We start from the raw sequence: 11,294 nt of genomic DNA on the forward strand, positions 1-11,294 counted from the left end.
CCGCTATTCGGCATAGATCATTTTGCGTGTCATGCCGCCGTCGACGACGAAATTCTGGCCGGTAATAAAACCAGACTCTTTAGAGAGCAGAAAGTGAGTGAGTGAAGCGATGTCTTCGGGGGTGCCCACGCGGCCGGCCGGGTGTTGTTCGCGATCGATATCCCGGTGCTCAACCGACTGCTGTCGGCTGGGTTTTTGCCAGTCGCCCACTTCGATCCAGCCGGGGCTGATAGCGTTGACGCGAACATCAGGCCCCAGGCTGACCGCCAGCGCATGCGTCAAGGCGACGATGCCGCCTTTGCTGGCGGCGTAGGCTTCAGTGTCCGGCTCGGATTGGATGGCGCGTGACGAGGCCATCAACACCATGCTGCCGCCGTGAGGACGTAAGTAGGCAGCGCCATGTTTGGCACACAAAAAGGCACCGGTGAGATTGGTGTTCAAGTATGCCTGCCATGTCTCTAGCGAAAGCTGCTCCACCGGGCCATGAAAAGGGTCGGCAATGCCAGCGTTATGCACGATACCGTCCAGGCGGCCAAAGTGGGTGACGCTTTTTTCGAGGCTAGCCATCACCTGGGCTTCATCGCTGACGTCTGCTGTGAGAATCAGCAGTTGCGACGGATGAGGCAGTCTTTGCGCAGCGGCGTCGAGGGCTTCGCCATCAATATCGGTAATGACGACACGATGTCCCTCGGTCAAGAGAGTATGGGCAATGCCAAGACCGATGCCTTGGGCGCCACCGGTAACGTAGTAGGTGCAGGGTGAGGTCATGAGTGCGTTTCCAAAGTGGTTGAGTCGTAATCGGCTGCGAGTAGTGCAAATGTAAAATATCGATACAGCCAGCGACAGCACCCACATTAAGGCATACATTGACAGTAACTAAACGATCTTAGCGGCGCTATGCCCGATGGATAATATTGGCGGTTAGACACCTTTGAGGTTTATGTCATGGTGGAGAGTGAACGAGCGCGGCTGCTGGCGTTACATAGTTTAGCCATTTTGGATACTCCGCCAGAGGAGCGCTTCGATCGGATCACCCGATTGGCTACTTCCATTTTTGACGTGGACATTGCGTTAGTGTCATTGGTCGATGAGGAGCGCCAGTGGTTCAAGTCACGCCAGGGCATTTCGCTGACACAGACCTGCAGAAAGGAGTCTTTTTGCGCGCACGCCATCCAGGGAGAGAGCATCTTCGAGATAGAAGATGCCAGTCAAGATTCCCGCTTTGCTGACAATGTGCTGGTCACCGCCCGTCGCGGCATTCGCTTCTATGCAGGCGTGCCGCTAACCACTGCCAACGGCTTTCGAGTGGGCACCTTGTGTATCATCCACCCCGAGCCGCGCCGTTTGAGCCCTTCCCAGCGTCAGGTGTTGACCGACTTGGCGGCGTGCGTAGAAGATGAAATCAATCGAATTGGGCTGGAAAATGAGCTTACCAGGGTCAACGACGTCAAACGACAGTTGGCTGACGATGAATCTCGCCAGCGTTCACTGGTGGACGCATTGGCCGCACTTAACGATATCAGCACCTCTAATCATTTAGGTATCGATCGGCAATTTCAGGAAGCGTTGGCGTTGGGCTGTCGCTATCTCAATCTTCAAATTGGCATCATTAGCCGTATCGATAGAGGGGTATTCGAAGTCGTCGCCGTCACGGCGCCGAAGGATGTCACGCTGGCGGCCGGCCAGTGCCTGCCCTTGGCCAATACCTACTGTGACATGACGCTAAAAACCAGCGGTCTATTGGCCGTTCACGATACGACCGAGAGCGATCTTAGGCATCATCCGTGTTACGACACCTTCGGCCTCAAAGCGTATATGGGATCGTCGATTCAACTGGGTGATCAGCTCTTTGGGACGGTGAGCTTCTCTTCCGCCGATCCTCGCCAGCACCGTTTTGCTGAAACCGACACACTCTTCATCAAGCTATTGAGCCGTTGGATTGGCTCGGCGTTAGATCGGCAGCGAGTCGATGCACTGAAGAGCGAGTTCGTTTCCACGGTGAGCCATGAACTTCGCACCCCACTCACGGCCATGACCGGCGGGTTGAAGCTAGTGCTGGGCGGTGCCACTGGAGAGCTACCCGAGAGCATCCATAAGATGCTCTCCATGGCATTGAAAAACGGCGAGCGGCTGTCGCTATTGATCAATGATCTTTTGGATATCGAAAAACTCTTGGCGGGGCAGCTCAATGTTATTTGCCAGCCAAGAGACCTAGGAGAACTGCTCAAGGCTGCGCTACTTGAAAACCAGCCTTATGCCGACCAGCATGGCGTTGCTTTACGGTTGGAAACGCTATCGAGAGACCGTTTTATTAACGTCGATGTATTGCGCTTTCAGCAGGTCATGGCCAACTTACTCTCCAATGCTGCAAAGTTCTCTCGGCTTAACAGTGACGTCGTTATATATTGTGACGAGTTTGATAAAGAGATACGCATCAACGTAAAGGATAGCGGATGCGGAATACCTGAGGCGTTTAGGGAACGGATTTTCCAAAAATTTTCGCAAGCAGATGCGAGTGATCGACGCGTTAAAGGAGGAACGGGTTTGGGACTGTCAATCAGTAAGGCGATGACCGAACAAATGGGGGGCACTATCGGTTTTCAATCCACAGAGGGAGAAGGCAGTACGTTTTACATAACTTTCCCTTATGCGGAGGTGCCTACGCGTGTTCGGCACTGAACGAATCGGACGCTTCAATGGGGCTCCTTGGTATCTAGGTATTCTGTTTGCGTGTCTGCTCGTCGCTGGCGTGGCGGGTAATATGCTTCAGCTTTCGGTACTGTTTAACGTTTATTTCGTATTTGGCTCGGTGGCTGTCATGCTGGCCATTGCTTGGCTGGGGACATGGCCAGCGGTACTGATTGGGGTCGCCTCAGGCGTTTATACTTACGCCTTTTGGGAAAATCCCGTCACCGTCATGGTGTTCATCCTAGAGGCGCTCGTGGTCTCTTGGCTTTACCACCATAAAGTCAAAAACTTGATCATTGCTGCACTGATCTTTTGGACGGCGATCGCCGCCCCGATCGACTTTCTATTATTGCCTTTGTGGTTAGGATGGAGCCAAGAGCTAACGCTGCTGGTGTATTTAAAACAAGCCATCAACGGTGTTTTCAACGCGGTCATCGCTAGCGCGATCATTATTATTTGTGGGCTATCTCAACGGTCTTGGCTGCCGACGGCAGGGGCTTTATTAAGGCTCAAACATCTGCTGTTTTGTGCCCTATTGTCGGTCACATTGATGACGGGTATTCCGCTGATTCTGTACGAAGGCCATGCCATGCGTCAGGGGCAAGAAAACTTTGTCAACCAAACGCTCAATGCCATGGGCAACGAGCTGGTGGGGCGTTTGTCGGAACCCGGAGCCGATCAGCGTTTCGTTTACCATATTGGTCGAGTAAGGGCAGATAGCAACGTCAATATTGGACTACTCGATGCAGAGGGTGAGCTGCTGGCACAGGTAGGTCATCTCAACTCACTAACGCTGGCATCTGGAGATGAACTCATCGATCTAGACGAGCGCATGCGTATGTGGCTTCCAGGCAATTTGGATAACCCGGCCGTTCGCTTTTCTCAGGGGTTTTATACACTACAGTTACCTGCCCGCGGCGTAGGAGGTGTCGATCACGTATTGTTAGAGACGCCGGCACTGCCTACCGTGCGTGCCATGGAAGCTTATCGGACCGTTTTGTTTGCCATGTTAGCGGCAGTATTGATCTTTGGCATCGTGGCGGCTGAACTCTTGATCCGTATGATTACTCAGCCGCTAACCCGTCTCGGCAAAAAAGGGCGGACGCTGAGCGATTCGATTGCCAAAGGCAAAACGCCCAAACTTCCCGACAGTCGCATCGTCGAGTTCCAGCAGCTATCTAATTTATTGGGTGCGATGAGCGCGGAGCTCAGCGATGCCTTCAAACGCCTTCGCCATACGCAGAGCAATTTAGAGCGCGAGGTCGATCAACGCACCAGAGCACTCGCCAGTAGCAACGATTTGCTGAGCTCGGTACTCGATGCTGCCGTGGATTTTGCCATTATCGCCATGGATACCCAGGGAGTGATCAAGCTGTTCAACAAAGGTGCTGAAGACCTTTTGGGATATCAGGCGAGCGAGGTCATCGGAGTGCAAACTCCCATGCTGTTTCACGATGCCGACGAAGTCGAACAGCGGCTCCTCGAACTGAGCCAGAGTGCAGGCCATACATTGACGCCCTTGGAGGTGTTTACCCACCGGGCTGCCCTGGAAAAGCGCGATGTCAACGAGTGGACCTATCTGACCCGCGCGGGCGATCGTGTGCCCATCAAGCTGGTGGTGACCGCTATTAAAGATCAGCAAGGCACGATTACCGGTTACTTGGGCATTGCCGAAGATATTTCTGAATCGAAGCGCGTCGAGCAAATGAAAAACGAGTTTGTCTCGACCGTGAGTCATGAGCTGCGTACGCCGCTTACGTCCATTTCGGGAGCGCTGGGTATGGTCGCTGCCGGGGCGCTTGGCAGCGTGCCGGATACCGTCATGCGTATGGTCAACATCGCGCATAAAAATAGTCAGCGGCTCACCCACTTGATCAACGACCTGCTGGATATCGAAAAAATAGCCGCCGGTAAACTGGCGTTCGATATGCAGTGGCAGCCGCTGCAGCGTTTACTGGAAAGTGCCATCGAGGAGAATCGCCACTATCGCCATGAGCGGCAGGTGACGTTGACGCTGGATAATCCTCATCCGGATACACAGGTGCGTGTCGACGGTCAGCGGCTTCGTCAGGTCATGGCGAACCTGCTCTCCAATGCCGTGAAGTTTTCGCCGGAGGGAGGAGAAGTCCAAATCAGTGTCGATAAGCAAGACCATAGGATGATGGTGACCGTCAAAGACGATGGGCCGGGAATTCCCGACCACTTCAAAGGCCATATTTTTAGTAAGTTCGCACAAGTCGATGCCTCCGACTCGCGGGCGAAAGGGGGAACGGGGTTGGGTTTGGCGATTACGCGCGAGCTAATCGAGCACATGGAAGGTGAGATGGGCTACGATTCAGAAGAGGGCAAGGGCAGCTGTTTCTGGTTCTCCCTGCCTCTTCATCCCTCGGATACTCTTAGTGATTCGCGGGGCGCTGACGCGGGCCGAGTGCTGGTGATCGAGGATGATCCTTCCGTCGTGCGTGTTCTTTTTGAAACATTGGCTCAAGCCGGTTTCGAAGTGGACTCTGCCTTGGACGGTGCCATGGCGCTAGAGAAACTGGCCAACCAACACTATGACGCCATCACCGTCGATATTGGACTACCCGACATGAGCGGTTTCGAAGTGATTCATGCGCTGCGACAGCAGCGGGCGTCGAAGCATACCCCCGTCATGGTGGTGACGGGGAGCATGGAGCGAGGCAGTGTCGCTCTGGAAGGTCACTTAGAGGACATCGCTTGGTTGGCAAAACCCATTCAGACTGAACACCTGCTAGCACTACTCAGCGAGCAGATGCAGACTCATCAAGAGCGCCTGAGGCTACTGCATATCGAGGATGACCCCGACCTCCATGCGGTCATACGCGCCATGCTTGATGAGCATGCAGAGTGTGATCACGCGGTGAGCGTGGCCATGGCACGTCGCCACTTAGCCTATCGACGCTACGATGCCATTATTTTGGATATTGGTCTGCCTGACGGCGAAGGTTGGGATTTACTAGAGCAGATTCGTGAAGAGCAGCCCCACGCGCGAATCATTATCCTATCTGGGCAGTCCATCAGTGAAGCAGATCAACATCGTGTCGAGACGGTGTTCTTGAAATCGCGCATTAGTCCGACAGAGTTGCTCGAGGCAATTCAACAACGAACCCAACTGGTCCAGATGGTGGATAACGAATGAGCAGCTTAGAGCGTATTTTGTATGTAGAAGATGATCCCGATATCCAAACGGTAGCGACACTTGCTCTCGAAGTCGTCGGTGGTTTTAACGTCAAAGTCTGTGCTTCAGGGGAGCAGGCATTGGAAGAAGCCGAAGCGTTCGCCCCAGACATGATTCTACTCGATGTCATGATGCCTGGTATGGATGGGCCATCGACGCTAGCGGCGTTGCGTCAACGCTCGAGTCTCGAGAAAGTGCCTATCGCGTTCATGACCGCCAAAGTACAACCCCACGAGGTGGATCAACTCATCGCACTCGGTGCCGAAAGCGTGATTGCCAAACCGTTCGATCCCATGACCCTGGCTAATCAAGTTCGCACTCTTTGGGAGCAGGCGTGTGGCAAATCATGATCAACAGTCGCTAGAGCACAAACTGGCACTGCTCAAACAAACCTATCAGCATAATCTGCAAGCCGAATTGGCATCGTTGTGCAGTGTGCTCACGCGTTTGCAGCAAACGTTACGTGCTCAGCTAATGGTCACCACCGAAGCCCCGTCCAGTGGCGACCCACAAGCCCCTCGGGATACGTTGACCGATGTCTACCATCGACTACACAAACTGGCAGGGTCGGCAGGGACGTTTGGTTTCGATACGATCGGCAGCCAAGCACGGCTGTTGGAAAATGGCCTTAAGCGCTGGCTGGAGGAGAGCGATCAAGCCATCGATCTTCAGCTCGTCAACGTGGTGAGTAGTCAATTACAGTCGATGCAAATCGAGCTTGTGCCTAGTTTGCAGCAGGCGCCTAGCGTTGATGGGCCTCAAGAAATCAATGGCACATCCGCTAAGATTTGGCTGATCGAAGAAGATGACGAGCTCGGTAAGCATATCCGTGAACAGTTGATGAACTTCAGTTATGACGTCCGCCTTTTCGACTCTGTGCCAGAGGCGTGCCAAGCGATCGCCAATCAGTCTCCCGATATTTTGATCGTAGACGCCATGGCAGGCGTGGGACACCTTGCACCGTTGCAAGCGCTCCCTTGCCCACTGCTTTTCATCAGCGACTGTGACTCCTTCGATGCACGAATGCGAGCGGCACAGTTAAATGCGCATGGCTATTTTTTGAAGCCACTGAACATACCGCAATTGGTGAACCGTCTGGAGCAGCTACTTCAAGAGCGTCAATCGCCACCCGCTCGTATTCTCGTCGTGGACGACGACCAACAGCTGGCGGCTTATTACCAGCTCGTGCTAGAAGCCGCAGGGATGGAAGTGCGTATCCTCGACAATCCCCGCCATATCATCGATCAACTTGCCTCGTTTAGACCCGAGCTCTTACTGATGGATGTGCACATGCCGGATTACGATGGCCCTGATTTAGCGTCAGTGGTTCGGCAGTATGACGAGTGGAGTAGTCTGCCCATCGTCTTCTTGTCGGCAGAGATGGACTTAGGTAAGCAGGTAGATGCGCTCAGCCACGGAGCCGATGACTTCCTCACCAAGCCCATTCTCGCTGCGCAGCTGGTAGCCTCGATTCGTGTGCGCGTGGCCCGCTCACGCACACTGTCGGCGCTGCTCAATAAAGACAGTCTGACCGGGCTGCTCAAGCATGCCAGCATTAAAAGTGCCGCGATCAATGAGATATGTCGTGGCTTCCGGCAGCACTATTCGGTGGTGGTCGCCATGGTGGACATCGACCATTTCAAATCGGTGAACGATACCTATGGCCATGCCACAGGGGACGTCGTGATTGCGTCAGTGGCGACGCTGCTGCGTCAGCGCCTACGCCAAACCGATATGATTGGCCGGTATGGGGGCGAGGAGTTTTTAGTGGTGCTGCCACACTGCAGCGCAGAGGACGGTCGGAAGCGCTTGGAAGACATTCGCCAGTACTTTTCTCGCCTGCGCTTTAACCAAGGGGAGCAGGAGTTTGCGTGCACGCTCTCGGCAGGTATGGTCTGTAGCACCGACGTATCAGAGGACAACAAAGACCGTCTCTTGGTTTTAGCAGATGAGGCACTTTATCGAGCCAAGCGCGGCGGCCGCAATCAAGTAAGCCAGTAAGGCTAGTTGCTGGTGGCGGTTGAGTGATTCGTTATGAAGCAATGCAGCGAAAAATGCGCGCCGCTGGTGCGCTTTTTCATGGGGTAAAGAGATAGCGAACGCTTTCTTTACTCATTTATTTAGTAAGGTTATGTTTTTTAATAGAAATTATTTTTTTGGCACGCAGCTCGCAATATAAAAGGTAACTCGCAAATGAATAGAGTCATTAAGGTCGCGATGCAACCGGCACTCAATGCTCTCCCTTCTTTGCAACGTTGCCGCGGCGCTGCCCGGCAATACACCGAGTGAGCTGGCGTGCTCCACCTGGGTCCCCTTCGGGGGACTTTTTTTATGCTCGTTTGTCAAGCGCGATAGTTAACAAAAGCTATCAGAGCCAGAAAACCTATAATAAAATTTCACATGAAATTTGGAAACGGTGTTCTTATACTATATATTGTATAGGTTAGCTGGCGTTGACCAGCATCAATCCCAAGCAAGATGCAAGAGGATGACCCTGATGAGCAAAATGAAATTGATCACCGCCGCTATCGTGTCTGCCAGTGCCGTCATGGCGAGCCAAGCCGTTATGGCCTACGAAGCAGGCGATGTGTTTGTTCGCGGCGGTGTTGCCCAAACGGATACGGGCTCAGGTAATGGCAATGTTGGCGGTGCGGACCTCAACGTACAAAGCGCACGTGGGTTCACTTATGGTGCGGGCTACCTGTTCAGCGACAAATTTGGCGTCGAACTCAACAGCTCTGAAAAATTCGAGCATGACTTGAACACGACACCGGGCGGCAGCGCAGGTAGCGTCGACCGTCTGCCGGTGAACCTGCTGGTCAACTACTACCCGATGGGTGGTTTGGACTCGAAAGTTCAGCCTTACGTAGGTCTTGGTTTGAACTACACGAGTTTTTCCAGCGAGCCATCCGGCTTGAGCATCGACGAGAGCTACGGCGCCATCGGCCAAGCGGGTGTGGATTTGGCAGTGACGGATAACGTCATGCTGAACGGCTATGTTAGCTACGCGGACGTGAGCGCCGACATCAATGCGGCTGGCGCCACCGTTGGCGAAGTCGATATCGAGCCAGTGACGATCGGCGGCGGTATTACTTACCGTTTCTAAACCAATCCGATACATATACGCCCGGCTTACATGCGTAAGCCGGGCGTTTTTATTGGGCAAGAGAATGACTATAACGTCAAGTTCTCAGGCCCGCCTTCTGTCACTAGGATATTATCCTCGATGCGTATGCCTCCGCACACCGCGAGCCGGTCGACCAGCGTCCAGTCGATGGGGTGGGGCTTTTTACGCAGTGGTGCCAGCAACATGGGAATGAAATAGAGGCCTGGCTCGATGGTGATGACCATACCGGCTTGCAGTGTACGGGTAAGACGCAGGGCTGGATGGGTGTCAGGTGCTGGCGATGGGCTCCCGTCTGGCTGCCTCAATCCGGCCACATCGTGTACCTGAATCCCTAATGAGTGGCCCAGTCCATGGGGGCAAAAGGCGCGGGTAACACCGGTTTCCACGGCGCTCTCTGCGCTGCCCTGATACAGTCCGTGCGAGACCAATATATCGGCTAGGCCTCGGTGCATCTGCTCATGTAGCGTTAGAAACTCGATGCCAGGAACGATTTGGGTGATGAGTTCATCTTTCAGACCGTGCATGGCGCTGATTAACTCGCCAAATTCGCTGGGTGCATCCGGGCCTGCATAGGTACGGGTAATGTCCGCACAGTAGCCGCGAAAACGACGGCCCGCATCGACTAGCAGGCTATAACGCCGTTTGGGGGCTGACAGGTCATAACGCTGATAGTGTAAGACCCCGGCATGCTCATTTAGACCGATAATGTTTTGATAAGGCACGTCCGACTCTCGCTGTCGGCTGGCCCCTAAATAGGCAAGCTGCACATCCAGTTCGGCCGACGCACCTATAAAAGCAGCATTAGCCGCTTGGTGGCCCGCGATTGCTAGTCGATTGGCTTCGCGCAGGCAAGCCACTTCGTAGGCGGACTTGACCATGCGCAACTCATCGAGTTCGCGTACCAAGCCTTCGGGATGAAGTGTGGCGACATTGGCGAGAGGTGTCGTGTTCGCGAGCTCCTTCAGATCGCCGATCACGGCAGCGCGTCCCGTGAGCGGCGGGGTGATTTTATCGCTACATAAATGTACGTCGAACTCCGCCACCCAGGGTTCTTCAGGCAGCTGAGTCGGTAAGTGCCAAAAATCGGCAGGCGCGTACAGATAAAGCTGGGGGCGCTGATGGGGCTGAATCACCAGCCAGCTGTGCTGAACATCGGCCATCCCCACCCAATGAATGAAATGGCCGTAGGACTGAAAGCTGGTGGCATGGTCATCAGCGAAGTGGTTGTTCGCATGGCCGCTGTATATCGCCAAACTATCCAGGTTATGCGCCGCCATGCGCGCTTGATAAGCATGATTCAGTGCTTGGATGTGGTCGCGCTGCAGTTGATAGAGGGTTGCTGACATATAAACGTCCTTTCAAAGTCGGGGCGGTGAGAGCTGGCCCCACAAACTATCGAGTTCGGCATGGTGCTGGCTTTGGTGACGATACAACCGCAGCTCCATGGGTACGTCCCAGCGGCTGTCGCCCGCCCTGACCAAGGTGCCGTCAGCTAGCTCTGCGGCCACATTTCGCTCGGGTAGCCAGCTCATGCCATACCCCAGCAGCACCAGTTCTTTGATACCTGCTGCATAGAGGTTTTCGCTCTGTGCCGTTAAGTACGTGCTTTGCGGCAACCGTGCCAAATGTGCTTTGACAGCCGAGCCGAGTAGCCCACGTTTGGGGTAGGCCAGCCAGGGCACTGGCTGCTGGCGAGCGCCAGGCAGTAGTGCACACGGCGACCCGTCGTTTTTACGCCCGGTCACGGGAATTAGCCGTTCATGCCCAATGACTCGATAGGTGCAGGCGCTAGTGTCGATATCCAGATCGCAGCGTCCAACGGGCCAATAGCAAATCGCTAGATCGCACTCTGCCCGAGCCAGCGCCTGAAAGTAGTCGCTGGCCACCCAGCCCGTCGCGCGAAGGTAGGGCTGAATGCGCTCCTGCCAGCCGCTGCTGGCTAACCATTCCGGTAGAAAATGCGCCAGCAGACTTTGCGGTGCGGCTACCATGATTCGCCGCTGCTGACCGGCGCTAATTTCACGAACGCGGTCGCGTGTCAAACGCACCCGGTCGGTGACCTGTTCGCAGAGCGTCAAGAACTCTTCACCCGCAGGCGTCAACGACAGCGGTAACGTTTGTCGGTTGATCAACGTGACGCCCATTTCCTCTTCGAGCAGTTTGATCCGCCTTGAAAAGGTAGGCTGCGTGACGTGTTGTTCGTCGGCGGCGCGGGAGAAGTGTCGCGTTCTGGCCAGGGCAATGAAGTCTTCTAGCCAGCGAATTTCCATGCCTTACCTC

Annotated in this window: 8 protein-coding genes; 5 read left to right on the forward strand and 3 right to left on the reverse strand. The window is 54.4% G+C overall.

Going from position 1 to position 11,294, the window contains the following annotated elements; all coding sequences use genetic code 11:
* Window positions 1–3: 3 nt before the first annotated feature.
* Window positions 4–768 (reverse strand): SDR family oxidoreductase, encoded by a 765-nt coding sequence (locus tag GYM47_RS07250; protein WP_153843833.1) that lies wholly within the window; start codon window positions 766–768, stop codon window positions 4–6.
* A 177-nt stretch (window positions 769–945) separates the two neighbouring features.
* Here GYM47_RS07250 and GYM47_RS07255 point away from each other — a divergent pair, with 177 nt between their 5' ends.
* From GYM47_RS07255 to GYM47_RS07275, 5 genes are all read left to right on the forward strand, one after another.
* Entirely contained in the window at window positions 946–2,679 is a 1,734-nt protein-coding gene (locus GYM47_RS07255; RefSeq protein ID WP_196781584.1) for a sensor histidine kinase, read from the forward strand.
* Entirely contained in the window at window positions 2,666–5,848 is a 3,183-nt protein-coding gene (locus GYM47_RS07260; RefSeq protein WP_168444444.1) for a response regulator, read from the forward strand. Before GYM47_RS07255 ends, GYM47_RS07260 begins: the two co-directional genes overlap by 14 nt.
* Window positions 5,845–6,237, forward strand: coding sequence for a response regulator (locus GYM47_RS07265; protein WP_139528150.1), 393 nt, complete (start codon window positions 5,845–5,847; stop codon window positions 6,235–6,237). Before GYM47_RS07260 ends, GYM47_RS07265 begins: the two co-directional genes overlap by 4 nt.
* On the forward strand, window positions 6,224–7,888 hold the full coding sequence (locus tag GYM47_RS07270; RefSeq protein WP_153843831.1) for a diguanylate cyclase: 1,665 nt from the start codon (window positions 6,224–6,226) through the stop codon (window positions 7,886–7,888). Before GYM47_RS07265 ends, GYM47_RS07270 begins: the two co-directional genes overlap by 14 nt.
* Before the next feature lie 496 nt (window positions 7,889–8,384).
* Complete coding sequence (locus GYM47_RS07275) at window positions 8,385–8,993, forward strand: OmpW/AlkL family protein (protein ID WP_174788518.1); 609 nt, start codon at window positions 8,385–8,387, stop codon at window positions 8,991–8,993.
* A gap of 68 nt (window positions 8,994–9,061) precedes the next feature.
* On the opposite strand, the gene pepQ is transcribed toward GYM47_RS07275, so the two are convergent.
* Together pepQ and GYM47_RS07285 are read right to left on the reverse strand one after the other, a co-directional pair.
* Complete coding sequence (pepQ, locus tag GYM47_RS07280) at window positions 9,062–10,360, reverse strand: Xaa-Pro dipeptidase (protein WP_153843830.1); 1,299 nt, start codon at window positions 10,358–10,360, stop codon at window positions 9,062–9,064.
* 12 nt (window positions 10,361–10,372) lie between these two features.
* Window positions 10,373–11,284, reverse strand: coding sequence for a LysR family transcriptional regulator (locus tag GYM47_RS07285; protein WP_153843829.1), 912 nt, complete (start codon window positions 11,282–11,284; stop codon window positions 10,373–10,375).
* Window positions 11,285–11,294: the final 10 nt, after the last annotated feature.

It is taken from the genome of Vreelandella piezotolerans, from assembly GCF_012427705.1.
Taxonomy (GTDB): domain Bacteria; phylum Pseudomonadota; class Gammaproteobacteria; order Pseudomonadales; family Halomonadaceae; genus Vreelandella; species Vreelandella piezotolerans.

Bases quoted from the DNA above. Each gene is read 5' to 3' on its own strand.
- GYM47_RS07250 (WP_153843833.1), bottom strand. From the start codon at position 768: ATGACCTCACCCTGCACCTACTACGTTACCGGTGGCGCCCAAGGCATC.
- GYM47_RS07255 (WP_196781584.1), top strand. From the start codon at position 946: ATGGTGGAGAGTGAACGAGCGCGGCTGCTGGCGTTACATAGTTTAGCC.
- GYM47_RS07265 (WP_139528150.1), top strand. From the start codon at position 5,845: ATGAGCAGCTTAGAGCGTATTTTGTATGTAGAAGATGATCCCGATATC.
- GYM47_RS07275 (WP_174788518.1), top strand. From the start codon at position 8,385: ATGAGCAAAATGAAATTGATCACCGCCGCTATCGTGTCTGCCAGTGCC.
- pepQ (WP_153843830.1), bottom strand. From the start codon at position 10,360: ATGTCAGCAACCCTCTATCAACTGCAGCGCGACCACATCCAAGCACTG.
- GYM47_RS07285 (WP_153843829.1), bottom strand. From the start codon at position 11,284: ATGGAAATTCGCTGGCTAGAAGACTTCATTGCCCTGGCCAGAACGCGA.